At 39.1% G+C, this 23,447-nt stretch carries 24 protein-coding genes, 3 tRNA genes and 1 pseudogene; 18 read left to right on the top strand and 10 right to left on the bottom strand.

The window, feature by feature from the left end; translation table 11 throughout:
• Nucleotide 1 precedes the first annotated feature (1 nt).
• Nucleotides 2-1,267: a restriction endonuclease subunit S gene (locus F908_RS15245; protein ID WP_005156729.1), complete on the top strand. Its 1,266-nt coding sequence runs from the start codon at nucleotides 2-4 to the stop codon at nucleotides 1,265-1,267.
• A gap of 85 nt (nucleotides 1,268-1,352) precedes the next feature.
• Nucleotides 1,353-4,487, top strand: a complete 3,135-nt coding sequence (locus F908_RS02175; protein ID WP_005156726.1) for a type I restriction endonuclease subunit R — start codon at nucleotides 1,353-1,355, stop codon at nucleotides 4,485-4,487.
• Nucleotides 4,488-4,610: 123 nt separating this feature from the next.
• On the opposite strand, the gene F908_RS02170 is transcribed toward F908_RS02175, so the two are convergent.
• The 3 genes from F908_RS02170 to F908_RS02160 all read right to left on the bottom strand — a co-directional run bounded on the left by F908_RS02170 (nucleotide 4,611) and on the right by F908_RS02160 (nucleotide 6,787).
• Complete coding sequence (locus F908_RS02170; protein WP_005156723.1) at nucleotides 4,611-5,204, bottom strand: hypothetical protein; 594 nt, start codon at nucleotides 5,202-5,204, stop codon at nucleotides 4,611-4,613.
• Nucleotides 5,205-5,338: 134 nt separating this feature from the next.
• Nucleotides 5,339-6,514, bottom strand: coding sequence for a tyrosine-type recombinase/integrase (locus F908_RS02165; RefSeq protein WP_005156720.1), 1,176 nt, complete (start codon nucleotides 6,512-6,514; stop codon nucleotides 5,339-5,341).
• 183 nt (nucleotides 6,515-6,697) lie between these two features.
• Nucleotides 6,698-6,787: transfer RNA gene (locus F908_RS02160), tRNA-Ser, on the bottom strand.
• A gap of 122 nt (nucleotides 6,788-6,909) precedes the next feature.
• On the opposite strand from F908_RS02160, the gene F908_RS02155 reads away from it, so the two are divergent.
• From F908_RS02155 to F908_RS02145, 3 genes are all read left to right on the top strand, one after another.
• Nucleotides 6,910-8,787, top strand: a complete 1,878-nt coding sequence (locus tag F908_RS02155) for a potassium transporter Kup (protein WP_005156719.1) — start codon at nucleotides 6,910-6,912, stop codon at nucleotides 8,785-8,787.
• Between the two features lie 155 nt (nucleotides 8,788-8,942).
• Nucleotides 8,943-10,016: a DNA/RNA non-specific endonuclease gene (locus F908_RS02150; RefSeq protein WP_034602596.1), complete on the top strand. Its 1,074-nt coding sequence runs from the start codon at nucleotides 8,943-8,945 to the stop codon at nucleotides 10,014-10,016.
• A 71-nt stretch (nucleotides 10,017-10,087) separates the two neighbouring features.
• Nucleotides 10,088-10,330, top strand: coding sequence for a hypothetical protein (locus F908_RS02145; protein ID WP_005156717.1), 243 nt, complete (start codon nucleotides 10,088-10,090; stop codon nucleotides 10,328-10,330).
• Between the two features lie 39 nt (nucleotides 10,331-10,369).
• Here F908_RS02145 and F908_RS02140 read toward each other — a convergent pair whose 3' ends face one another.
• On the bottom strand, nucleotides 10,370-11,377 hold the full coding sequence (locus F908_RS02140; protein ID WP_005156716.1) for an AraC family transcriptional regulator: 1,008 nt from the start codon (nucleotides 11,375-11,377) through the stop codon (nucleotides 10,370-10,372).
• A gap of 115 nt (nucleotides 11,378-11,492) precedes the next feature.
• Between F908_RS02140 and F908_RS02135 the strand changes: the two genes are divergently transcribed.
• Complete coding sequence (locus F908_RS02135; RefSeq protein WP_005156713.1) at nucleotides 11,493-12,137, top strand: sterol desaturase family protein; 645 nt, start codon at nucleotides 11,493-11,495, stop codon at nucleotides 12,135-12,137.
• Nucleotides 12,138-12,463: 326 nt separating this feature from the next.
• Here the strand turns inward: F908_RS02135 and hisF are convergent, their stop codons facing one another.
• Nucleotides 12,464-13,222, bottom strand: a complete 759-nt coding sequence (hisF, locus tag F908_RS02130; RefSeq protein WP_004659983.1) for an imidazole glycerol phosphate synthase subunit HisF — start codon at nucleotides 13,220-13,222, stop codon at nucleotides 12,464-12,466.
• Nucleotides 13,223-13,323: 101 nt separating this feature from the next.
• Here hisF and F908_RS02125 point away from each other — a divergent pair, with 101 nt between their 5' ends.
• From F908_RS02125 to F908_RS02115, 3 genes are read left to right on the top strand one after another with little or no spacing between them, the layout of a single operon-like run.
• A complete protein-coding gene (locus F908_RS02125; RefSeq protein ID WP_005156711.1) occupies nucleotides 13,324-14,280 on the top strand; it encodes a homoserine kinase in 957 nt (318 codons plus the stop codon).
• 4 nt (nucleotides 14,281-14,284) lie between these two features.
• A complete protein-coding gene (locus F908_RS02120) occupies nucleotides 14,285-14,902 on the top strand; it encodes a DUF1294 domain-containing protein (RefSeq protein WP_005156707.1) in 618 nt (205 codons plus the stop codon).
• A gap of 31 nt (nucleotides 14,903-14,933) precedes the next feature.
• Nucleotides 14,934-15,326: a DUF4870 family protein gene (locus tag F908_RS02115; protein ID WP_005156704.1), complete on the top strand. Its 393-nt coding sequence runs from the start codon at nucleotides 14,934-14,936 to the stop codon at nucleotides 15,324-15,326.
• Between the two features lie 84 nt (nucleotides 15,327-15,410).
• Here F908_RS02115 and F908_RS02110 read toward each other — a convergent pair whose 3' ends face one another.
• Nucleotides 15,411-16,298: a DMT family transporter gene (locus tag F908_RS02110; RefSeq protein ID WP_005156703.1), complete on the bottom strand. Its 888-nt coding sequence runs from the start codon at nucleotides 16,296-16,298 to the stop codon at nucleotides 15,411-15,413.
• Between the two features lie 102 nt (nucleotides 16,299-16,400).
• Here F908_RS02110 and F908_RS02105 point away from each other — a divergent pair, with 102 nt between their 5' ends.
• The gene (locus F908_RS02105; protein ID WP_005156701.1) at nucleotides 16,401-16,952 is read left to right on the top strand and encodes a helix-turn-helix domain-containing protein; all 552 of its coding nucleotides are present in this window, start codon (nucleotides 16,401-16,403) and stop codon (nucleotides 16,950-16,952) included.
• 43 nt (nucleotides 16,953-16,995) lie between these two features.
• On the opposite strand, the gene hisA is transcribed toward F908_RS02105, so the two are convergent.
• The 4 genes and pseudogenes from hisA to hisB form a co-directional block, all read right to left on the bottom strand.
• Entirely contained in the window at nucleotides 16,996-17,727 is a 732-nt protein-coding gene (gene hisA, locus F908_RS02100) for a 1-(5-phosphoribosyl)-5-[(5-phosphoribosylamino)methylideneamino]imidazole-4-carboxamide isomerase (RefSeq protein WP_004659990.1), read from the bottom strand.
• 87 nt (nucleotides 17,728-17,814) lie between these two features.
• A pseudogene (locus F908_RS16220) lies at nucleotides 17,815-18,026 on the bottom strand (3'-5' exonuclease domain-containing protein 2); the annotation flags it as partial.
• Nucleotides 18,027-18,179: 153 nt separating this feature from the next.
• Complete coding sequence (hisH, locus tag F908_RS02095; RefSeq protein WP_005156686.1) at nucleotides 18,180-18,797, bottom strand: imidazole glycerol phosphate synthase subunit HisH; 618 nt, start codon at nucleotides 18,795-18,797, stop codon at nucleotides 18,180-18,182.
• Nucleotides 18,797-19,390, bottom strand: coding sequence for an imidazoleglycerol-phosphate dehydratase HisB (gene hisB, locus F908_RS02090; protein ID WP_000194096.1), 594 nt, complete (start codon nucleotides 19,388-19,390; stop codon nucleotides 18,797-18,799). Before hisB ends, hisH begins: the two co-directional genes overlap by 1 nt.
• 104 nt (nucleotides 19,391-19,494) lie before the next feature.
• Between hisB and F908_RS02085 the strand changes: the two genes are divergently transcribed.
• The 8 genes from F908_RS02085 to F908_RS16215 all read left to right on the top strand — a co-directional run.
• A complete protein-coding gene (locus F908_RS02085; RefSeq protein WP_005156683.1) occupies nucleotides 19,495-19,872 on the top strand; it encodes a GNAT family N-acetyltransferase in 378 nt (125 codons plus the stop codon).
• A gap of 109 nt (nucleotides 19,873-19,981) precedes the next feature.
• A tRNA-Phe gene (locus F908_RS02080) sits at nucleotides 19,982-20,057 on the top strand.
• Nucleotides 20,058-20,195: 138 nt separating this feature from the next.
• Nucleotides 20,196-20,271: transfer RNA gene (locus F908_RS02075), tRNA-Phe, on the top strand.
• A 227-nt stretch (nucleotides 20,272-20,498) separates the two neighbouring features.
• Nucleotides 20,499-21,713 carry a tyrosine-type recombinase/integrase gene (locus F908_RS02070; RefSeq protein WP_005156680.1) on the top strand — a complete coding sequence of 405 codons (1,215 nt, stop codon included), beginning with the start codon at nucleotides 20,499-20,501 and terminating at the stop codon, nucleotides 21,711-21,713.
• A 24-nt stretch (nucleotides 21,714-21,737) separates the two neighbouring features.
• A complete protein-coding gene (locus tag F908_RS15860; protein WP_155756591.1) occupies nucleotides 21,738-21,875 on the top strand; it encodes a type II toxin-antitoxin system Phd/YefM family antitoxin in 138 nt (45 codons plus the stop codon).
• A gap of 194 nt (nucleotides 21,876-22,069) precedes the next feature.
• Nucleotides 22,070-22,912 (top strand): hypothetical protein, encoded by an 843-nt coding sequence (locus F908_RS02065; RefSeq protein ID WP_005156675.1) that lies wholly within the window; start codon nucleotides 22,070-22,072, stop codon nucleotides 22,910-22,912.
• 126 nt (nucleotides 22,913-23,038) lie between these two features.
• Nucleotides 23,039-23,332, top strand: coding sequence for a helix-turn-helix transcriptional regulator (locus tag F908_RS02060; protein WP_005156672.1), 294 nt, complete (start codon nucleotides 23,039-23,041; stop codon nucleotides 23,330-23,332).
• Nucleotides 23,333-23,335: 3 nt separating this feature from the next.
• A partial coding sequence (locus tag F908_RS16215; RefSeq protein WP_228127616.1) for a helix-turn-helix domain-containing protein occupies nucleotides 23,336-23,447 on the top strand: 112 nt, incomplete at its 3' end.

The raw sequence follows: 23,447 nt of genomic DNA, 5'->3' as shown, positions 1-23,447 counted from the left end.
TGTGGAAAAGCAAAAATGCCCTGAGCTTCGTTTTAGTCAGTATAAAAATGATTGGTATGAAACAACATTAGGAGATGTTGTAGATATTGTAGGTGGAGGAACACCAGATACTAACGTCTCTGAATTTTGGAATGGTGATATAGATTGGTATTCACCAACTGAAATTGGTGAAAATGTCTACGCTAATGGAAGTATAAAAAAGATCACCGCATTAGGATTAAAAAATAGTTCTGCAAAAATATTGCCTGCGAAAAAAACAGTGTTATTCAGTTCAAGAGCTGGCATTGGCGATATGGCAATTCTGAATAAGCCTGCTGCGACGAATCAAGGTTTTCAGTCTTTTATTGCCAATAATATTGATGTTTATTTCCTATATTCGATGGGAGCTAAAATCAAGAAATTTGCATTAAGTAAAGCGTCTGGCTCAACTTTTTTAGAGATTTCAAGAAATCAGCTTGCTCAAATGGAGTTTTTGGTTCCATCAGTTGAATCAGGTGAACAAATTCAAATCGGCAGCTTTTTCCAAAACCTTGACCAATCCATTGCTTTACAGGAAAAGAAACTTAGCCAAACACAAAACCTAAAAAAGGCGATGTTGGAAAAAATGTTTCCCAAAGAAGGAAGTAAGCAGCCTGAAATTCGTTTAAGAGGGTTTAGTGGGGATTGGGTGAGCAAATCAATTGGTGATATGTTTATATCATTACCTAATAATACACTTTCAAGAGCTAATCTGAATTACTGTAATGGTCAGATAAAGAATATTCACTATGGCGATATTCTTGTAAAATTCGGTGCTGTTACAGATTATCAGAACGATAAGATACCATTTATTACAAATGGTAAAATTGACGATTTCAAAAATCAGCAATTGCAAAATGGTGATGTCATTTTTGCTGATACCGCAGAGGATGAAACTGTTGGCAAGGCTATTGAAATAAATATTCCTGATAGTGCATTTGTTGTATCTGGCTTACATACAATGGCATATCGTCCAAAGATAAAATTATCATCTTATTACTTAGGGTATTATCTCAATTCAGAATCGTATCACTCCCAACTTTTATCACTGATGCAAGGTATCAAAGTGCTCTCTATTAGCAAAACCAATCTTGCTAGAACACAAGTTTTATATCCTTCATCTAAACAAGAGCAATCACAAATTGGTCATTTTTTTAAACGACTTGACGAAACCCTTGTATTACAACAGCAGCAGCTTCAGATCTTAAAAAATCTAAAGCAGGCATTTTTAGAAAAAATGTTTGTTTGAATCCCTCCCTTGCGCCGCTTTAATCGCGGCTCCCCTTTTCAAAGGGAGACTTTTTATAAATTGACTTGATAAAAGCAAATAGACCATGACATTTAAAAACGAAGCAGCATTTGAACAGGCATTTATCGAAACTCTTTTTAATAAGGGCTGGGAAAATACTATTTTAAAAAATCCAACGGAACAGGATTTAATCAATAACTGGGCAAAAATTTTATTTGAAAATAATAGCGGTATAGATCGGCTCAATGGTCAGCCACTGACCGACTCCGAAATGGCGCAAATACTCGAACAAATTAAAAACTTGCGTACACCGTTGGCACTCAATGGTTTTATTAACGGTAAAACAGTGTCTATCAAACGAGATAACCCAAATGATGCAGCACACTTGGGTAAAGAAATCAGCCTCAGTATTTATGACCGACAACAAATTGCAGCAGGCGAAAGTCGTTACCAAATCGTGCAACAACCAAAGTTTCCAACGTCTTCACCAATTTTAAATGACCGACGTGGCGACATTATGTTGCTGATCAACGGTATGCCATTGTTTCATATCGAATTGAAACGCTCTGGTGTACCTGTCAGTCAGGCAGCACATCAAATTGAAAACTATGCCCGTTCAGGCATCTTTTCAGGACTATTTTCATTGGTACAAATCTTTGTGGCGATGAATCCTGAAGAAACAAAATACTTTGCTAATCCTGGGCCTGAAGGCAAATTTAATTCAGACTACTATTTTAACTGGGCAGATTTTAACAACGAACCAATTAACTATTGGAAAGACATTGCAGCGCATTTGCTTTCTATTCCGATGGCACATCAGCTCATAGGTTTCTATACCGTAGCGGATAAAACTGATGGCGTGTTAAAGGTTATGCGTAGTTACCAGTACTTTGCAGTCCGCGCTATTTCCGACCGTGTAGCACGTATCGAATGGGATGGAAGAGACCGTTTAGGTGGTTATATCTGGCATACCACTGGTTCGGGTAAAACCATGACCAGTTTTAAATCAGCCTACCTCATCGCCTCCTCTAAAGATGCTGATAAAGTCATTTTCCTCATGGATCGTATTGAACTCGGCACGCAGTCATTAGAACAATACAATAACTTTGCAGACACGGACGACTTTGTACAATCCACTGAAAATACTTATGCGCTGATTAGCAAACTCAAAAGTACCAATCCGAACGAAGTCTTGATTGTTAGCTCAATTCAAAAAATGAGTAATATCAAAGATGAAGAGGGTGGAATCAAAGCGCATGATATTGAGCAGATGCAGAAAAAGCGCATCGTCATTATTGTAGATGAAGCACACCGTTCAACCTTTGGCGATATGCTCATTACCATTAAACAAACCTTTCCTCAGGCAGTCTTCTTTGGTTTTACAGGCACACCGATTCAAGACGAAAACGAAAAGAATATGAATACCACAGCGACAATATTCGGTCATGAATTGCACCGTTACAGTATCGCAGATGGTATTCGAGATAAAAACGTACTCGGTTTTGATCCTTACCTGATTTCAACTTATAAAGATTCAAAATTACGTGAAGTCGTGGCTTTAGATGAAGCAAAAGCCAATACGATTAAAGAAGCTTTGGCTGACCCTAAAAAGAAAGAAATTTATTCGCGTTTTATGGATAAAAGTCAGGTGACTATGGCAGGTCATTGGGACAAAGCCAATAACTATGTCAGAGGAATTGAAGATTACTTGCTAACAGAACAGTATCGTCGTCCAGCGCATCAAAATAAAGTGGTTGAGGATATTTTAGATAACTGGATTCAATATAGCCAAAATAATAAATTTCATGGCATGTTTGCCACCAGTAGTATAGCTGAAGCAATTGAATATTATCGTTTATTTAAAAAACTAAAACCTGTACTAAAAATTACAGCACTGTTTGATCCGAATATTGATAATAATGAAAATGCTAAATTCAAAGAAGATGGTTTAGTCGAGATCATTAGCGACTATAACAATCGTTATGGCATGGAGTTCAGCCTTGCAACGCATGCCAAAATGAAGCGTGATATTGCAGACCGTTTAGCGCATAAAGAGTTATATAAACGTGTAGAACATACGCCTGAAAAACAGCTTGATCTACTCATTGTGGTTGATCAAATGCTAACAGGTTTTGACTCTAAATGGGTCAATACCTTGTACCTAGATAAAATGCTTGAGTATGCAAACTTGATTCAAGCATTCTCACGCACCAACCGCTTATTTGGTAAAGATAAGCCATTCGGCATCATTCGGTATTACAGACGCCCTCATACGATGAAACGTAATATTGATGCAGCAGTAAAGTTGTATTCAGGCGATAAACCTTTGGCTTTATTTGTAGATAAATTGCAAGACAACCTAAAAAAATTAAACGCTATTTTTACTGATATAGATCAACTGTTTAAAAATGCGGGTATCGAAAACTTTGAAAAGTTACCTGAAGACAAAGAGGCTTGTGGTCAGTTTGCAAAATTATTTAAACAATTCAATGAGCATTTAGAAGCTGCAAAAATCCAAGGCTTTAATTGGAACAGACTGACATATTACTTTGACGACAATGATGCGAGTAAACTACCCGTTCATGTTGCAATAGGTGAACAAACCTACCTCATTCTTGCTTTACGTTATAAGGAATTATTTTCTGAAGGTGGAAGTGGTGGCGGTGGGGGTAGTGTTCCATTTGAAATAGATGGCTATTTGACTGAAATTGATACCGATAAAATTGATTCAGATTACATGAACAGTCGCTTTACTAAATACTTAAAAGCATTACATGATGGTGAAAAGACAATCTCGGTTGAAGAAGCATTAAATGAACTGCATAAGAGTTTTGCAGCTTTAACGCATGATGAGCAAAGAATTGCAAATATTTTTTTGCATGACGTTCAACGTGGCGATGTGAAATTGCAAGAAGCTAAGTCATTTAGAGACTATATTACAGAGTATCAATTTAAAGCCAAGGAAGATGAAATACATGCTATCTCGACTTCTTTGGGTTTAGATGAGCCTAAACTAAGACAGTTGATCAGCGCGCATGTCAATGAAAATAATATCAATGAATTTGCACGCTTTGATGCATTATTGAATACCGTAGATAAGACTAAAGCAAAGCAATATTTTGAGCAAGAAGATGGGAAGGCAATACCACCTTTCAAAGTCAATGTGAAAGTTGCAGCATTTTTAAAAGAGTTTGTTTTGAAGAATTCACAAATAGGCTAGCTTTGAGAATTATGGCAACATATTCTTTGATAAGTCACAAGTTTTCGCTTTTTAATAAAGAGAGATTGCTATCTTAGCAAGCTCTCTTTATATTGGTTGAAAGCACAGATATGCCGTAGAGAATTAATAGAGCTTTACTAATTTCTCAAATTCTATCGAATCTTTCGACATCGGAACCATTTCAAGATTTTTGTATCTAAATAATGTAGGCATCTCATGGAATATGTCATAGAAAAAAGATACGGATTCTTTATACATTTCTTGCTTTAATTTAGAGAAATTTGGTCTGTAGAACTCACCTGAGCCGAGTATTGGGGTGTAGAAAATCTTGATATGATTGATATGAAGACCTGGCAAATGCTGGCTAATAAAATAATTAATCATGTCCTCAAAGTTAATTTGATAAAAATCAATTTCTCTCTCTTCATCATATTCATCACTTACATTTGTGATAATTAGCCATGTTTCTAAGCTATATGGGTGATATATATAAATATCCGCTGAAATATATTCACCATCTTCATTTTCATAACCCGCAGGTAAAGGGGTATAAAAGCCATCAAATGCATTAGTTACAAGTTGGGCTTGAGATTTTTCAGAATCATCAGCAAAGTTACGAATAGCATCAACGGTATTCTGATGTAATTTAAAGGCTTTATTAATTATTCCACGGCGTTCATTACTTTCTTGATTGATTTCTGCTCTAGTTTTTACCATAAGGAAACTCTTGTAAAATTTTATTAAGCCATAGTAGGATATCCTACTGTGGCTTTTAATATAGGGTATCCTTTATATTTAAGCAAGATGATGAGTTCTTTAATTCTATAATTTTGATTTAGTTATATTGATAATCAGCTTATAATTTTATTTCTCAAACCATCAATAAAATCAGACCATTCCTGCATCATCTTGATACGGTAGTCTAGGTGTTGAGCGTGGTTGTAAGCTTGAGAAACGGCATTACCTACTCTATGGGCAAGTTGGATCTCTATCGCATCATGCATATAACCTTGTTCATGTAAGGTTGTAGAAGCAAGCCCACGAAAGCCATGTCCTGTCATCTTACCGTTATACCCGATTGTACGAATTACGCATAAAAGAGCATTACTGCTCATAGGCTTAGCTGTACTGTGATTATAGAATACGTATTGCTTGTTTCCTGTAAGAGGGCGTAATCTCTCTATTAACTCGATTGCCTGTTTCGACAAAGGAACAATATGTGGTTGAGTCATCTTCATTTTATCAGCAGGTATACGCCATAATTTGGTTTCAAAATCAATTTCATCCCATTCCATCATTCTAAGTTCAGCAGTACGGACAAAAGTTAAGGTCATCAACTGAATTGCTGTTTTAATCATTGGACTGCCATGATAACGATCCATTCGCTCAAGAAATGGCGGAAATTCGGAAATGTCCAAACGTGCCATATGCTTTACCTTACGAGGCTTTAAAGCTTCTTGTAGGTGAGGCGTTGGGTCATTTTCAATAATACCTTTACGAATCGCAAAGCGGAAAATCCTGCCAGCTAGTGGAATTGAGCGTTTCGCCATTTCCTGTGCGCCACGCTCTTCAATTTTTTTTGCACAGGCAAGCACATCTTTACCCTTGATCTGATCGATAGGTATATCACCTAAAGCAGGGAATAGGTCTTTTTCAAATACAGATAAATCACGTAGGTAAGTTGTTTCTTTAATGACAGCTTTCCGATCTTCCATCCATTCCATAGCAAGTGATTTGAAAAGAGTACTTTCATCCATTTGCTGTAGGCGTTGGTTTTTCACAGCATTGGGATCGATATTATTGTAAAGCTGAATACGTGCTTCATCACGAGCACGGCGAGCTTGAGCAAGCGATATTTCTGGATAGCTTCCAATGGTTAAAGTGCTTTCACGACCATTGAAACGATATTTTAAACGCCAGAATCTTCCACCCGATGGAGTGACCTCTAAATACAGTCCTTTTTCATCTGAATAACGTTTTTTCTTATCAAGTGGCTTTATCTTTCTAACTTGAGCATCCGTCAGCATTTTGAGCGATATCCGTACAGATTGGGGGATGATTATTTACATTTAATTTTTGTCCCCCAATTATCCCCCACAATAAGGGGGATTGCAACGGATGGGGTGGGATTGTGTGAAACAATAAAAAAGGCTTAAACTATTGCAGTTTAAGCCTTTTTAGATTCTGCGGAACATCGCAGGAATGTATCTTGGCGGTGAGAGAGGGATTCGAACCCTCGATACGCGCAAACGTATACACACTTTCCAGGCGTGCTCCTTAAGCCACTCGGACACCTCACCAAGGTGTGCGATAGTAACTAAAAAAAAGCAGACTGCCAAGTTGTAGTCGAACAGATTTGCAGAAAAACTTCTTGGCTAATGATAATATTAAGGAATATAACGTTCTATATTGAAGACAATATATGCAAAGTACTGCAAAAAAAGCAGCCTTACCTGCCACTGCATTGGCAGCATTAGGGGTGGTGTTTGGAGACATTGGAACCAGTCCTCTGTACGCTTTGAAAGAATCCTTCCATGCTGCACATGGCTTAGGAATTCAACCTGAAAATGTATTGGGAATCTTGTCGATTATTTTTTGGTGTTTAATGCTGATTATCAGTATTAAATACATCGCGATTATTATGCGTGCGGATAACAATGGTGAAGGTGGAATCATGGCTTTACTTGCTTTGAATCTACGCAAAGCAAAAATATCCGATAGTAAGAAGATTTATTTAATTGCGATTGGTTTTGTTGGGGCATCGCTATTTTTTGGTGACGGTATTATTACGCCTGCAATCTCAGTACTTTCCGCTGTTGAAGGTCTATCAATTGCAACCAATGTACTTGATCCGTTTATTGTGCCAATTGCAATTGTAATTGTAACGACATTATTTTTAATGCAAAAACACGGAACCGCGTTTGTTGGTAAATTTTTTGGGCCAATTACGCTACTCTGGTTTTTGTCATTGGGGATCTTGGGTGTCATTAGCGTCGTGCAAACACCCATCGTACTCGGTATGGTTAGTCCTCATTGGGCAATTCAGTTTATTTTCACTCATCCTGTACAAGCATTTTTTATTATGGGTGCTGTTGTTCTGACGGTCACAGGTGGTGAAGCCTTATATGCAGATATGGGGCATTTTGGATCGCGTCCAATTCGTTTCGGTTGGTTTAGTGTCGTTTTGCCTTGCCTTGTATTAAATTATGCTGGACAAGGTGCGCTGTTACTTCGCAATCCTGCGGCGATTGAAAATCCATTCTATTTACTAGTCCCAAGTTGGGCTTTGTACCCAATGATTATCTTGGCAACGATGGCAGCTGTGATTGCATCACAGGCCGTTATTTCTGGGGTTTTCTCTTTAGCTCGTCAAGCAATCCAATTGGGTTATTTACCACGTTTAGGCATTAAACATACTTCTGATTCTGAAGAAGGACAAATTTATGTGCCATTTCTGAATTGGTTATTGCTGATCGCGATTGTCATCTTAATTTTAATTTTTAAAACCAGCTCAAACCTTGCAAGTGCTTATGGCTTGGCTGTGACCTTAACCATGTTATGTGACACAATTTTAGTTGCTGTATTCATATACTATGCATGGAAATGGAGCTTACCAAAAGTGATGCTGTTGATTATTCCATTCTTTATTTTGGAATCCGTACTGGTCGCAGCAGCATCATTAAAAATGTTCTCAGGTGGTTGGGTACCGTTATTGATCGGTGCAGTCGCGGTTATGATCCTGATGACGTGGAAACGTGGTCGTGAGCTTACTTTTGCTAAGCTTGAACATGACACCCTATCACTCGATTTATTTGTGAAAAGTATTGGGGACAATGTTCATCGGGTACCTGGCGATGCAGTCTTTTTAACCGGAACACCTAATGTTGTTCCGCATGCGATGCTACATAATATTAAGCACAATAAAGTACTACATGAGCGTAATATTTTAGTCACGGTTGTGATTGAAGATGTTCCATTTGTTCCTCAAGAGGAGCGAATTAGTGTTGAAACGTTGAATGAACATTTCTATCGCATCAAAATTTTCTACGGTTTTAAAGATGAACCTAATGTGCCAAAAGCCTTGATTCAAGCTTACGAAGAATTAGGCTTTGAATACGATTTGATGCAAATTAGCTTCTTTATTTCACGTGATCGTATTGTTCATAGTGTGGGAGATGGTATGTCTCCGTGGCGCGAACGCTTATTTATCTCAATGCAACGTAATACTAGCCCTGTGAGTGACTTCTATCAAATTCCAACCAACCGTGTTGTGGAGTTAGGCAGTCAAATTGAAATTTAGGTAACATAAAAAAAGGCACTTTAGAGTGCCTTTTCTATTATCTGGTGATCAAGTGAACAGTTTTGCGACATAAAGTGTCGTTCTTTGCTTTATCTCAATATACAGTTGAATATGGAATTGCTAAGCTTCGCATTCATATTGATTTTGATTTAGTTATGGCGAAGAAAACAACCAAAAAGAGTAAAACACAATTTGCTTTTTTGAGCCAAAATTTTGGAAAAATTGTTCTTGCTTTGATCGCAACAGGCAGTTTCGCGATTGCATTTGGTAATGAAAAAATTTCTAAATTAATTCCTTTGCCATCGAGTCATGGTGCTTGCTTAGAACAATTTTATCGAGATGTTCCTCCTTTACTTACAAAAGAAAGTCTAAAAAAAGATAGTTATGCTTTGTGTTTTAATGATTTTAATGTGATGTATTCAGGTATTTCAAAAACACCATTGTGGTCAGCGGAATACCTTACCCCAGATCGTTTAAGTATTAAAATCAAGCGCGAAGATAGTTTTCACGAAGAAACACGAGTGCCTCTCGCTCATCGTGCATTGTTAGCGGACTACCGTGGTTCTGGGTACGATCGTGGACATATGGCACCGAATGGTGATATGAATAACACTGCGGCACAACATGACAGTTTTTCTTTAGCCAATATGGTGCCACAATCACCGAAGAATAATCAGGAAGTTTGGCGTAAACTCGAAGAAGCGGTGCGTTCTATTGTGACTAAACAGCATAAAGATGCCTATGTTGTGACTGGACCGATCTTTGAAGATAAGCGTTTAAAAACCATAGGGAATGGCGTAATAGTTCCTACAGCGGTATACAAAGCCGTGTATTTACCTAAACAGGGGATTATTGGGGCGTACTATGCACCGAATAATGATTCATTACAGGTTAAAGTGGTGAGCATCTGTTATTTAGAAGAAAAGTTAGGAATTAATTTATTTCCACAACTCACAGAACAACAAAAGCGTAATGTTTATCAATTGCCTACATCGGCACAACAAGTTAAAGCCAATAAAGAAATTAGCTATGTGAGTTGGGATAGACAAAGTCAATGTGCTGAAGAAGCAACCACGGCAAGTATTCAAGCACAACAGCAGCAATTCTCTTCTGGGAAGACACAAACTGATGAGACTAATTTGCCGCAGATTGATGAGGAAACCAAACAAGCTTTAATCAAGCAATTGATTGATGCATTGGTTCAGTATTTTTTACAATTGTTGAGATAATGTAGGGCCTATTGAAAATTATCAGGGTTTGGCTCACTGTGATGAAAAGAGAATAACAATGAGAGAACGAGATGTTTAAGCCTTTTGTGGATGGAAATGAGTCTTCGGCAATCTATGACCTGACGCTGGAAAATCAGGTCGATTGTGTCAGTCTATATGGAAACCTACAGATCACTAAAGATCAGGTTGGTTTACAGGCTGCCAGAAAGTTGCAGGCCTTTATGAATGAGGTAGTGACAGCCCTGGAGCAGGAAAATCTCCCTGAGAAAATTCAGCGCCCACCTGAACAGGAAATCGAAAATCCATTTCTATAAAAAATGCTTTAAGAAACCATCGTTTCCTTATCAATTTGATTAAGAACTATAAATGGTATTGTTCTTTCGCCACTGTTGTGGAGTTAAACCAGTCCAAATTTTAAATGCACGTTGAAAAGCACTTTGTTCCGAATAGCAAAGTAGCAAGGCAATTTCTTGTAGGCTCAAATGCGGATCTTTTAAATATTCCGTTGCGAGCATAAAACGTACTTGTTGCACACGTTCTTGAAAGGTGGTGTTTTGCTGTTGTAAGTGGCGTTGTAATTGTCTTACCGATAATCCTAATTTTTCTGCAATAAAATCGATTTGATATTGATTTTTTTGTAATCCAGTCAAAATTGCATGTTGCAGACGTTGATCGAGTTGAGTGGAATTGGGAAGCTTATCCAATAAAGCTTGAGCTTGTTGTAGCAACAATTGCTGTAAAGTGTGATCGCCTGTTCGAAGTGGCTTAAAGGCTTCGGTAACAGGTAGAAGTAGCTGAGTTTTAGGCTGATCAAAACGGACTTTACAACGGAAATACTGCTCATAAACCATAATGTTTTTCGGTGCGGTATTCACAAAATGCACTTCGTGTAGATTGAGATCTTCACCTGACATAAATAACTTAAGGAATTGCACCATCAACGCAATTGCAATTTCATCTGTTAATTGGGTTGGGTTGGGTTCTGGAGCTTCCCAGCGGATTGATGCGTAGGGTGGGTTAAATTCAACGACGAGAGGGCTACCATCATAAATTAAGCGATGAAAATCATGATAACGCGCCAATGCTTCGCCCAAGTTTTCACACGATAGTGCGAGATAAGCAATAATTCCTAAATGTTTGGGTTGTACGTGCTCTGCAATTTCTAAGCCTAAACCTATCTTGGGATTTAAACGATTAAGATCTTCAAGTAAGTCACGCCAAATGACGTAATCAAAACGTTCAAGATTTTGGACTTGTTGTAATTGCTCAGGAATTTCAATATTTTTTGTTTCGCAATAAGCCTTTAATAAATGCCCTAATCCGCCATAAACAGAGCCTGTATAGTTCTTGAGTTGGGACATCCTGTCTACTCCTTATTCTGTCGTGTTTTGTCAATATAAATATATCGTATCGTCAATACTTCGCCTACAAAAATTTATATCTTTAAAAAAAATAAGGAAACATTTGGAGAAAACCATGTTGAAGGGTTTTGTTGCAGGTTTGGCAGTTGCAAATGCATTTGAATGGTTTGCTCATAAATATCTATTGCATGGGGTACACCGTAAAGGCAAGCCACGTTTCAGTCCAACGCCAAAACAGATGGAATCGCATTGGGCACATCATTGTGAGGTTCGTAAGCAAGAGTTTTCTGATGATTGTTATGTTGAAGGTTTGGAGAGCTGGCGTACTCGTAACGAACTGATAGCACTGGCTGCGGTTGCAACCGTGTCGAGTGCGGCAGCCTATCCATTCTCCAAAGGGATGGCGCTGTCATTTTGGTATTGTGCAGGTAATTATTATTATGTGCATCGCCGTTCTCATTTAGAGCCAGAATGGGCAAAAAAACGTATTCCCTGGCATTATGATCATCATATGAATTCGAATCAAGATGCTAACTGGTGTGTAACGCGACCATGGTTTGATTATGTGATGGGAACGCGTGTGGTGTCCTCGGCTGATTTAAAAGAAGCCAATCCACTCGGTCTACCGTTACCTGCACCACTTTCAAAAGGATTGACGCAAGCGATCGAGTCGGTTTTTCCAGCGAAATGGGTTGAGCAAAAACTAAAATTAGTCAAAGCACCTGTAGTAGAAACTGAGCAACAAGAATCAGTGGTTTAGAGGAAAATGCGACATGTGACCGTAAAGCATAAGCATTGTGACGAATCGTGACGATGCTTTCATGAGTCATGTCGTGAATTGTCAATAAAATCTGGTTTTAATGTCAATATTTTTATGTGCTATCCCGTTATTTTGGCTCAAGCATTGAAGATGCTCGGAATTTACTCAAAATGGCTGTATTTTCTCTTACCCTCTAGCGTTGAATAAACGCATTTTCCATACCTTGCTTAGGCAAGGTATTTTTTTGTCTGAGGAAATGTTGAGTGAATAAAAAAACCTCTCAAACGATGATTTTGAGAGGTTGGTTTTTTGAGTAATACTCGCGTTTAAAGACGCATTTCAATCCCTTGCTCAGCCAAATATTGCTTAGCTTCTGGAATCGTGTGTTGACCAAAATGGAAAATTGAAGCAGCCAGTACCGCATCTGCACCGCCTTTCAAAATTCCGTCAGCCAAATGTTGTAAATTGCCTACGCCACCTGATGCGATGGTCGGAATATTGACACGATCATTGATCTGACGCATCAAGGCAATGTCATAACCCGCTTTGGTACCATCGGCATCCATACTGGTAATCAGCAATTCGCCCGCACCGAAGTCAGCCATTTTCACAGCCCATTCAATCGCATCAATTCCTGTTGGCTTACGACCACCGTGGGTAAAGATTTCCCACTTATTTTCGCCAGTTTTTTTCGCATCAATTGCGACCACAATACATTGTGCGCCAAAACGTTGAGAAGCTTCTTGAACAAACTCAGGTGTAAATACCGCTGCCGAGTTGATACTGACTTTATCAGCACCCGCATTTAGTAATAGGCGAATATCTTCAACTTTACGGACACCACCACCAACAGTTAAAGGTACAAACACGCTTTCAGCCATACGTTCTACCGTACGGTAAGTTGTATCGCGTCCATGATGGGTAGCAGTAATATCTAAAAAGGTAATTTCATCGGCGCCTTGTTCGTTATAGCGACGTGCGACTTCGACAGGGTCACCTGCGTCACGAATATCAAGGAATTGAACGCCTTTGACGACTCGACCATTATCAACATCTAAGCAAGGGATAATACGTTTTGCGAGCATAAAATTTTCCAAAAAATCGCCAATAAAGAAAGGGGTGCTACACCTTCATGGAGGGAACAGGTATTCTATCAAACTTCACAGCTATTTTTTGCAGGTTTTCCATGTCGGTTTATACCCCGTTGAGTTTAGAAGAAGTTCAAGCATTCGCTGAGCCTTATGGTTTAGCGATCATTGACCTGATTCCAATCCAGGGCGGTATTCAAAACACCAATTATTTTTTGGTGGATCAATCAAAACAACACTATGTTTTAACGGTTTTTGAAGAATTAGATGCTGAGGGGGCAGGTGAACTGGTACCTGTACTGGATTGTTTGGGTAAGGCAGGCGTACCTGTGGCGGTGCCCTTAAAATACAATGGGCAGGCGATTCATAGCATTGCAGATAAACCTGCTCAGATTGCACCTCGTTTGATGGGTGAACATCCTGAACAAGCCAGTATTAAACAAGTACAGGCGATTGCTCAAGCGCAGGCAAAATTGCATTTGGCTTTGCAGGGCTTTCCTTTGGAACGTGATTTTAATCGCAATCATAAATACTGGTCTGAAGTAGCAAACCAATTGCGTCCTCAATTGATTCAAGCAGATCAACAACTTTTAAATCAGGTCTTTCACTTATTTACAGTGATTACGCAAGCATATCCAAACAGACCAATAGGCTTTATTCATTCCGATTTATTTCGGGATAATACCTTGTTTCAGGGAGATCAATTACAAGGTATTCTTGATTTTTATGAACTCAATCAAGATGAATGGCTATTTGATATTGCGATTAGTATCAATGACTTCTGTACAGCTTATCCCCAAGCCCATTTGGATATAGAAAAAGCTGAGGCATTCTTAGGTGCTTATCAAAGCATTCGTCCACTGACACAAGATGAATTGGCTTGTCTGGATATTTTCCTAGCAATGGCTGCTTGTCGTTTTTGGTGTATGCGTTTACAGGTCGCACAGAAAAATGCAGCAGAAGGGCGGACAGGTGAAGATATTTCACAAAAAGACCCTATGGAAATGCGCATGATGTTACAAAACCGTTTACAACAAGTTTTAGGTTTAGGGTAGGAATATGCGAGATCAAGGGCGTTTAGTTGAATGGTTCGATGATAAAGGCTATGGCTTTATTCAACCGAATGATGCACATAAAGATCGTGTTTTTATCCATATCAAAGACTTTGCTCGCACAGGGCCGCGTCCAATTGTGGGGTGTGCCTTGGAATATGTGGTCATTTTGGATGAGCGCGGTCGTTATCGCGCTCAGCAAGCAACTTATTTAAAAGCATCACAAGTAATTGAACATCGCAGTAAACCTGCTCAGCCGACATCTGCCAAGCGTTGGTCAGCGATGCAGATTGGTATTGTGATTTATATTGTATTTATGCTGATTGCAAGTTTTAGTAAATTACTGCCGCCGTATACTTTGCTGTTTGTTAGCTTGATGAATGTCGTTAGTTATTGGTTGTATGCGCAAGACAAAGAAGCAGCACAATTGGGAAATCGCCGTGTTCCAGAGCAGACTTTGCATATCGTGGATTCTTTGGGTGGTTGGTGTGGAGGGTGGCTTGCTCAACAAAAACTGAGACATAAAACACAAAAACAACCGTTTCGTAAGATTTATTTCTGTACCATAGTCTTTCATATATTGTTGATATGTTGGTTAATTTCTCCACTCAATGTGTTTTATTGATTGGGAGGGGAGTTTTTGGAGATAAATAAAAATGAATTATTCCGTTGATCAAGATCCAAACCGCACCTTAACTTTGGTTCTCTATGTCCTTTATATCATTGCGATTTTTAGTGGTGGTTTGTTGGCGATTATTGCTTTAATTATTAACTATGTAAAACGTAGTGATGTGCAAGGTTCAATTTTTGAGAGTCATTTTACTTGGCAAATTCGTACCTTTTGGTGGTATTTGGCTTGGAATATCATTGCATTTATCCCATTTTTCTTTCTGTTTTTTACAGGCGATAATGCCAATGCTTTTGCAGGTGTCGCACTCTCAAGTACTATATTTTGTGGGTTCGTGATTTTTGCTGCATGGGTGTGGATTGTATATCGAGCAATTCGAGGTTTAATCGCATTAAATGATAATAAACCCATGTACCAATAAAATAGAATAAAGCATGATTATTGAGCATGTGCATTCGTGTATGTTAATCAAAAAGAAAGAGTCATCAGCAGCATAGAGTGCTTTTTAGCGCTCTTTTTGTTTAGGCTTGTTCCATTTTAACTCACTGACCAACACCCCTAGAACCACCATTAAACCTCCCAGCAATGCCAGTAAAGGCAGTCGCTCACCCGCAATGCGCCCAAATAAGCCTGCCCAAACAGGCTCACCTGCATAAATAATTGCAGCACGGGTTGGATCGACCATTCGTTGTGCCCAATTCATTACAAATTGAATCAGTGCACTGGCTAAACCCAAACTAAGCACTAGAATGCTTAATTGCCATGAAAAACTAGGAATATTATGTTCGCCAACCAATGGCATACTGGCAAATGATAAAAATGATGCAACAGCCAATTGAATAACGGTGACTCGTCTTAAATTAACTTTTCCTGCGAAATAACCAATCAAAATAATTTCTAGCGCAATCACAAAGGCACAAATTAAGGTCAGTGTTTGTCCATAGCTTAAACTGATATTGGAGATGCCATTTCCAGTTAAAAGCACTAATCCAGTAAAAGCGAGTGCAGTTCCTAACCATGTCATCAGAGAAGGTCTTTTTTGGAAAATAACCCACATTAAAATGGGGACAAGAGGCACGTACAGTGCGGTTAAAAAGGCAGATTCACTACTTAAAATCGTTTGTAACGCAATGGTTTGGGTGCCATAACCAATCGCAATCACGATACCAATCGCCGTTCCTGCAAGTATTTCTTTTAAAGTTAATCCACGCATTGATTTCATTGAGATTAAAAAAATCGCCAAGGCTGCGATAGCAAAACGACAGCCCACAAAAAACATAGGGCTACTAAAATTCAGAGCGTATTGCACCGCTAGAAAAGTTCCACCCCAAATCATGGTAATGAAAATGAGTGCAAATTGAGCTGCTTTGGGAGATTGAGATAAAGATGTCACAACAACAAACCTAAGATGGGAGTGCAATATATTGCACATATTGTATTATTTTAGAGTTTTGTGCAATATATTGCACTTAAATTAATTTGATTACGAATGTAAATGAACCAAGCTGAAACTGTTCTGCAATATGTAGGAAAAAATATTCGTTATTTCCGCGATCAATCACAACTCAGCCAACAAGAATTAGCGGATCGGGCAGGTGTGAGTCGACGGACTATTGCTGCCTTGGAAGCAGGACAAGTAAATATTAGTTTAGCCAAGCTAGATGCGATTGCTGCTGTTTTGGCTGTCGATTTTAAAAGACTTGTGAGTAATCCTGATGTAAGTGAAAACGCAATTGTGAATGCGCTTGCATGGCAAGGAAAAGCTCAAGACAGCCATGCGACACTTTTGGCTGCTGTACCAACACATACCCAAACTGAGTTGTGGAATTGGTCACTTGCGGTAGGAGAGGAATATTGTGCCGATGCAGATCCAATCGGCTGGCGAGAACTCATTTATGTTTTAGAAGGTGAGTTAAGCCTTGAGTTTGAAAATGAAACTCGTGTGATTTGCGCAGGTCAGTCAATTTTTTTTGAAAGTGATGTGAGCTATCGTTATATTAATCGTGGCACATGCGTATTAAAATTTATTCGTAATGTGTTGTATTAAATAAAAAAGAAGCCATCGAAAAGATAGCTTCTTTTGCATTAGATTACAGGCGATTATCATCCAACAAGAGCTGTGCTTCACGAAGGTTTAATGTACCTTCATAAATTGCACGACCTGTAATAGCACCTAAAATACCTTGCTGACCTTTTAAGTTGCGAACATCATCCAGATTGGTCACACCACCTGAAGCGATCACAGGTAAGCCAGAGTATTGTGCTAAATGAACAGTTTGCTCAACGTTAACACCTTGCATCATGCCATCACGTGCGATATCGGTATACACAATACTTGAAACACCAGCATCTGCAAAACGTTTTGCAAGATCAGTTGCCTTCACGTCAGTTACATTTGCCCAGCCATCTGTCGCAACCATACCATTGATTGCATCAATACCAACAATGATATGACCTGCAAAGCGTTTGCATGCCTCTTCAACAAATTCAGGTTCTTTTACTGCTTTTGTACCGATGATGACAAAAGATACACCTGCTTCCAAATAATGTTCGATGGTTTCAAGTGAACGAATACCACCACCAATTTGAATTGGAAGTTCTGGTTGTGCGCGTGCAATCGCTTCCACCACAGGTTTATGAATTGGCGTACCTGCAAAAGCACCATTTAAATCAACTAAATGTAAACGACGTGCGCCTTCATCAACCCAATGTTGTGCAGTTGCGACAGGATCATCAGAGAAAACGGTATCGTCTTCCATACGACCTTGTTTTAAACGAACACATTTACCATCTTTCAGGTCTATTGCAGGGATGATTAGCATGCTTTCGCTCCTAGCGTCATCATAAAGTTTAAATTGGCTACATATTAACAAAGTATTGATCAATCGCTAAGCCTTGTCTGTTGAACCTTAAAGTATTCTTGCAATTTGTTGTCGAATTTGAGGAGGTAGTAACTGCTGATGATATAGGTATTGGTATATCAACAATGCGGTATAAGCATCGGCGGCAGCATAATTGATTTGTTGGGGACTTAGCTGTTTGACAGACCAGTTTGAAGTGCTGATTTTTTTTGCTTTTGACAAAAAAAATGTTGGAAAAGTAGAGCAATCGCCGTTTTTAAAAGAGTTGTTTGTTGCTGCATTTCCATTTTATGAAACTCAAAACTTTTGGTTGAGCTTAAACAGTTTTATGGAAATGAAAAAGCCAAGTGAGAAAACTTGGCTTTTTCATTATGGAAAATCGTTATTCAGCGTATTGCTGCTGTTTGATTGGATTAAATCTTCCATTCCACAAAGTTTTTTAACAACTGCAAACCAGCAATATGACTTTTCTCAGGATGGAATTGGGTCGCGAATAAATTGTCTTTGTGAATCGCCGTACAGAAATTCACGCCATAATCACAAGTTGCTGCCGTGATCGCTGGATCTTTTGGCTCAACATAATAACTATGCACAAAATAGAAACGTGCGTCCTGCTCAATGTTATTCCACATCGGATGACTTGGATCAAGTTGATGGACTTGGTTCCAGCCCATATGCGGTACTTTTAAATTTGGGATTTCAGGAAAGTGTTTAACAACACCGTCAAAAATACCTAAAGCATCGACACCGCCATTTTCTTCTGAACTTTGCAGTAGTGCTTGCATGCCGACACAGATGGCTAATACAGGTTTGTTAAACGCAGCTTGACGTACTACCTCATCGATTCCTGCCTCATGCATGCCTTGCATACAGTCACGCATTGCACCAACACCAGGAAATACAATTTTATCTGCTTTAGCAATCAGTTTTGGATCATTGGTCACATCGACAGTTGCACCCACATGCTCTAAAGCTTTTGCTGCAGAGTGTAAATTACCCATACCATAATCAAGTAAAGCAATACGTGTCATTACAAGCTACCTTTGGTCGAAGCAATGGTATTTTCTGCACGTGGATCAATTTCACATGCCATACGCAATGCGCGAGCCAACGCCTTAAACACACTTTCAATCTGGTGGTGGCTGTTTTTGCCTTTCAGGTTGTCAATATGCAGGGTCATTAACGCATGGTTGACAAAACCTTGGAAAAACTCAGAGAACAAATCGACATCAAACGTGCCGATACGAGCGCGAGTGAATGGAATATCCATAAATAAACCCGGACGACCAGACAGATCAACCACAACACGGGACAATGCTTCGTCTAATGGTGCATAAAAATGACCATAACGACGTAAGCCTTTTTTATCACCTAAAGCTTGCGCAAAGGCTTGTCCCAGCGTGATTCCACAGTCTTCCACCGTGTGGTGGTCATCAATTTCAAGGTCACCATCACAATGAATATCGATATCAAATAGACCATGACGCTTGATTTGATCAATCATATGGTCTAAAAATGGAACCCCAGTGTTGAGTGTGCCTTGACCCGTACCATCGAGATTGAGACGAACTCGAATTTTGGTTTCGTTGGTGTTTCTTACCACTTCACTGATACGTTGCGTCATGGACACGTTCCTCAAAAAACGTTAAAAATGATAGAATTAAAAACCGATAGTTTCGCTGTGACGAAAAAGTGACAGCATCATAGTTTGCTCAGGAGGGTTTATCAATGCCTATTACCGTACATGCTTACAGTACACTAGATAATCTAGGAATTCGTACTCAGCTCGAGCGACTCTACGATACCAGCCCAGAGTTTGGTGATGGGCAAGATGCAATGGAGCAACTTGCGCAAAATCTACAGCAATATACCACAGTTTATACCGCTGAATTTAACACCAAAATTATAGGTGCAATTTGGGCAACAGGACAAGGTGAAAGCCGTGTTTTAGAATATATTGTCGTACATCCATCCAATCGTGGACGTGGGGTTGCAGAGCGTTTGGTTGAAGAAGTGTGCCGTATAGAAGAGGAACAAGGTGTAAAGCATTTTGAACCAGGTTGTGGAGCAATTCATCGTTGTTTATCGCATTTGGGCAAAATCTAGAATTAAAGTCTAATTGGTTTGCGATTTGCAGTAAAATTAGACGTTTGATAGGAAAATCCGCAAATTTGCTTGACGCACGTGTTTAAACATTGTTTAATACGCCCACTTTGGCGCGATAGCTCAGTCGGTAGAGCAACGGATTGAAAATCCGTGTGTCCCCAGTTCGATCCTGGGTCCCGCCACCATAATTTGTATTTTCAATCCCCGATCCCATCGGGGATTTTTTTTACCCAAAATTGATTGCGTGAAAAATGGGCAATCAAATCAAAAGCTCATGATAATTATTGACTATTGAGCTGAGATACGGCTTAATACACCCCATTGGCGCGATAGCTCAGTCGGTAGAGCAACGGATTGAAAATCCGTGTGTCCCCAGTTCGATCCTGGGTCCCGCCACCAAATTGATAAGAATAGATATTACTAGACACTACCAAAGGCTTAAATCATAAAGGTTTAAGCCTTTTTTTATACCCCTAGCCACTACCATCCATCCCCCTTAATCACCTATACTTTGTTGGTATTTTTGTTGGTATAAAGCAATACCAACAATTTAATACCAACAAATGCCCTAATTTCATACCAACAGTCCGCTAGATTTTATACCAACAAATAAGGGGGAAAGCCTTATGTTGACTGATGCACAGCTAAGACGAATTAAAGCCAATCCCAATAAAAAAACGCCTGATAAATACAGCGATACCAACGGGCTACAACTGCATGTTTTTCCGACTGGTCGTAAGACTTGGATATATGCCTACCGATACCAAAATAAGCAACGTTCACTCACTTTGGGAGGTTATCCCGACCTATCGTTAGCAGATGCACGGATTAAGCTATCAGAAGCAAAAAAGAACTTGAGTGAGGGCATTGACCCAAACCAAGCCAAAAAGAGCAACCTAACTCAGTTAAACGGCGAGCATAGCTTTGAATATGTGGCAATGGAGTGGTATAGGAAAAAAGTAGAGACCTGGGCGCAAAGCACCAGTGTAAAAACCAAAGCACGTTTAGAGGCGGATATATTTCCGTTTATCGGCGCAATGGATATTGCCAGTATTAAATCACCTGATCTATTGAGCGTGATTAAACGTATTGAGGGACGCTCACCTGATACAGCCAAACGAGCATTACAGGAATGTGGGCAGATATTTAGATACGGCATGGCATTAGGTAAAAATGAAAACGACCCAAGCCAAGCATTACACGGTTTATTACTCCCCGTAAAAACAAAGAACTTTGCAGCGATTACAGACCCAAGCAAAGTAGGCGAATTTTTAAGGGCAATAGATAGCATTCCCAATACAACACTTGTTGTAAAAAGTGCATTTAAGTTAGCACCTTTGTTTTTTGTGAGAATTGGCGAATTAAGAAAAGCCAAATGGAGCGAGATAGACTTTGATAAACAGGAATGGCGTTACTTCATTACCAAAACCAAGCAAGACCATATTGTACCTTTGTCAAAACAGGCAATCGAGATTTTAAAAGAACTGCAATGCTTAACAGGTCAGCATGAATATATATTTGTTGGCTACCGAAACAATAAAATTCCCATGAGTGACGGCGCAATCAATGCAGCAATACGCCGTTTAGGTTATGACACACAGGAAGAAATCACAGGACATGGTTTTAGGGCAATGGCCAGAACCATTCTGAATGAAGAAATGGGCATCCCTGTAAGTGTTATTGAGCATCAACTGGCCCACAAAGTACCTGATAACTTGGGTACAGCCTACAACCGTACCAAGTTTATAGCGCAGCGTAAAAAGATGATGCAGCAATGGGCGGACTATCTCGATAGTCTAAAACAGGATGTCATTCCATTCCCTAAAAACAAACGAGCGTAAATATACCCAATGAATAAAGAATCCATGACCAAAAAATGCCGTAATGACACTAAATATTTAATGTCTAATCCAGCCAATACCAAACATTTAATGGAATCTATCCAACAGCATAAAGACGGTTTATATGCTGTAAAGGTTAAAGACCTAAAAGAGTTGAAATAGTGTGATAGTTTATATTTATCCCAAGCATAAGACCGCATAACACATAAACGACAAATAACGCCGTGCTAATACTTTCCACGCCTAGCCATTACCTAAGCGGTTTAATATACTGGATAAGCTAGGTCTAGGAGGCATCCGAAAGCATATACCCAATATGTTGACCTAGCTACTTTGGGGTGCTGTGGGAGGCGTATATGGGATTATTAGCCAAAATAATTCAAAATGAAGCTAAAAAATTCTTAAAAATAGATCAAGCAATATTAATTGTTAAACACCTTTTTCGTGAGAGTTACAGAACTACATGGATTTATCTTAGTCAAAATCATGTATTTGGCGACCTAGAAGTTTATGAAAAAGGGAAAAACCTTTCTTTTAATATCATCGACAAAGGGGGTACTTTTGTTGAGGCGGATGATTATGTATTGTCTGGAGGAGTTGATACAACAAGCTATTTCCCTGGTTCAATTCATGAAAAATATTGGAAAAAATCGGATTTTTTAGAACTTGAGTCAATAAGAAAAATCGGGATAACATACGAAATTATAGATCATTATCTAAACTATCATTATATCAAAGCAGGTCATGACAGCTTTACACCATTTAAAGACATTCCCCCGCCTAATTTTGATGAATTACCAACCCAAGAGCCTATAGGCTGTGGAAATCCAACCATCCAACAAACCGAGCCAACCATTGAAAACTTGAATGCTGAAATTGCACGATTAAAGCAGGAAATGGTTAGTAAAGATCAAACCATAGCTGAACTACAGCAGAAAAATGGCAGTCTTGTAGCTGAAAATGCAATAAATGATATTGAAATATCTTTGAAAAACAGTGAACTACTATTTATTGCTGTGCTATTAAAAAAACTACAAAGTGCAATCACTATAAAAAGACACAAGTCACAAAATGCTATATTGCAGTCTATCGAAACTGAATACGGCGTTGGGAGTGGATTATCAAAAAGTACGACTGATAAGATAATGAAAAAGGCAAACGGTATTTATAAGTCTTTGATAACAAATAAAATGCAATGATTTAATATTGCAATGCAATTTTATGTTCATTGCATGAAATGAATTAAAAAACAACAAGATAAATACTTCACCTATCAACCCTTGCCACGAACTGACAGGGGAAACATTTAATTGATAGGTGAATCTATGACAATAGCCATTCTACAAAACCCTGACGCTTTCCTACGCATCAAAGACCTTGCTAATTTCCCTGAACGCAAGGAACGCATCCAACTCCATAAAGCAGGCAAGTGTAAAGGGCAAACCAAGCGTATATCAGCACGTCCAGCATCCAGGGGCATTCTAGGCGTATCTGACAAGACGATATGGCAATGGGTGAAACAAGGTGAATTTCCTCAACCGATCAAGCTAGGCAACGTCACTGTATGGCGTTTATCTGATGTGCAGGCATGGATGCAGGCGCAAGGACTGGGGGCATAATCAATGAATCATCAAACTGTCATCCTAGACCACCTCCAACAAGGCAAAACCATAAGCCAAGCCGAAGCCATAGAGCTATGCGACTGCTACCGCCTTTCGGCTGTCATTGACCGAT

The organism is Acinetobacter sp. NIPH 284 (assembly GCF_000369425.1).
In the GTDB taxonomy this organism is placed as follows: domain Bacteria; phylum Pseudomonadota; class Gammaproteobacteria; order Pseudomonadales; family Moraxellaceae; genus Acinetobacter.
The sequence above is the reverse complement of the archived record's forward strand: the minus strand, read 5'-3'. Positions and strand labels throughout refer to the sequence as shown.

Bases quoted from the DNA above. Each gene is read 5' to 3' on its own strand.
- F908_RS15860 (WP_155756591.1), top strand. From the start codon at position 21,738: ATGACCAAAAAATGCCGTAATGACACTAAATATTTAATGTCTAATCCA.
- hisB (WP_000194096.1), bottom strand. From the start codon at position 19,390: ATGACGCAACGTATCAGTGAAGTGGTAAGAAACACCAACGAAACCAAA.
- F908_RS02170 (WP_005156723.1), bottom strand. From the start codon at position 5,204: ATGGTAAAAACTAGAGCAGAAATCAATCAAGAAAGTAATGAACGCCGT.
- hisF (WP_004659983.1), bottom strand. From the start codon at position 13,222: ATGCTCGCAAAACGTATTATCCCTTGCTTAGATGTTGATAATGGTCGA.
- F908_RS02175 (WP_005156726.1), top strand. From the start codon at position 1,353: ATGACATTTAAAAACGAAGCAGCATTTGAACAGGCATTTATCGAAACT.
- hisA (WP_004659990.1), bottom strand. From the start codon at position 17,727: ATGCTAATCATCCCTGCAATAGACCTGAAAGATGGTAAATGTGTTCGT.
- F908_RS02150 (WP_034602596.1), top strand. From the start codon at position 8,943: ATGGCGAAGAAAACAACCAAAAAGAGTAAAACACAATTTGCTTTTTTG.
- hisH (WP_005156686.1), bottom strand. From the start codon at position 18,797: ATGACACGTATTGCTTTACTTGATTATGGTATGGGTAATTTACACTCT.
- F908_RS02085 (WP_005156683.1), top strand. From the start codon at position 19,495: ATGCCTATTACCGTACATGCTTACAGTACACTAGATAATCTAGGAATT.
- F908_RS02120 (WP_005156707.1), top strand. From the start codon at position 14,285: ATGCGAGATCAAGGGCGTTTAGTTGAATGGTTCGATGATAAAGGCTAT.
- F908_RS02070 (WP_005156680.1), top strand. From the start codon at position 20,499: ATGTTGACTGATGCACAGCTAAGACGAATTAAAGCCAATCCCAATAAA.
- F908_RS02060 (WP_005156672.1), top strand. From the start codon at position 23,039: ATGACAATAGCCATTCTACAAAACCCTGACGCTTTCCTACGCATCAAA.
- F908_RS02145 (WP_005156717.1), top strand. From the start codon at position 10,088: ATGTTTAAGCCTTTTGTGGATGGAAATGAGTCTTCGGCAATCTATGAC.
- F908_RS02125 (WP_005156711.1), top strand. From the start codon at position 13,324: ATGTCGGTTTATACCCCGTTGAGTTTAGAAGAAGTTCAAGCATTCGCT.
- F908_RS02105 (WP_005156701.1), top strand. From the start codon at position 16,401: ATGAACCAAGCTGAAACTGTTCTGCAATATGTAGGAAAAAATATTCGT.
- F908_RS02165 (WP_005156720.1), bottom strand. From the start codon at position 6,514: ATGCTGACGGATGCTCAAGTTAGAAAGATAAAGCCACTTGATAAGAAA.
- F908_RS02065 (WP_005156675.1), top strand. From the start codon at position 22,070: ATGGGATTATTAGCCAAAATAATTCAAAATGAAGCTAAAAAATTCTTA.
- F908_RS02140 (WP_005156716.1), bottom strand. From the start codon at position 11,377: ATGTCCCAACTCAAGAACTATACAGGCTCTGTTTATGGCGGATTAGGG.
- F908_RS02115 (WP_005156704.1), top strand. From the start codon at position 14,934: ATGAATTATTCCGTTGATCAAGATCCAAACCGCACCTTAACTTTGGTT.
- F908_RS02135 (WP_005156713.1), top strand. From the start codon at position 11,493: ATGTTGAAGGGTTTTGTTGCAGGTTTGGCAGTTGCAAATGCATTTGAA.
- F908_RS02155 (WP_005156719.1), top strand. From the start codon at position 6,910: ATGCAAAGTACTGCAAAAAAAGCAGCCTTACCTGCCACTGCATTGGCA.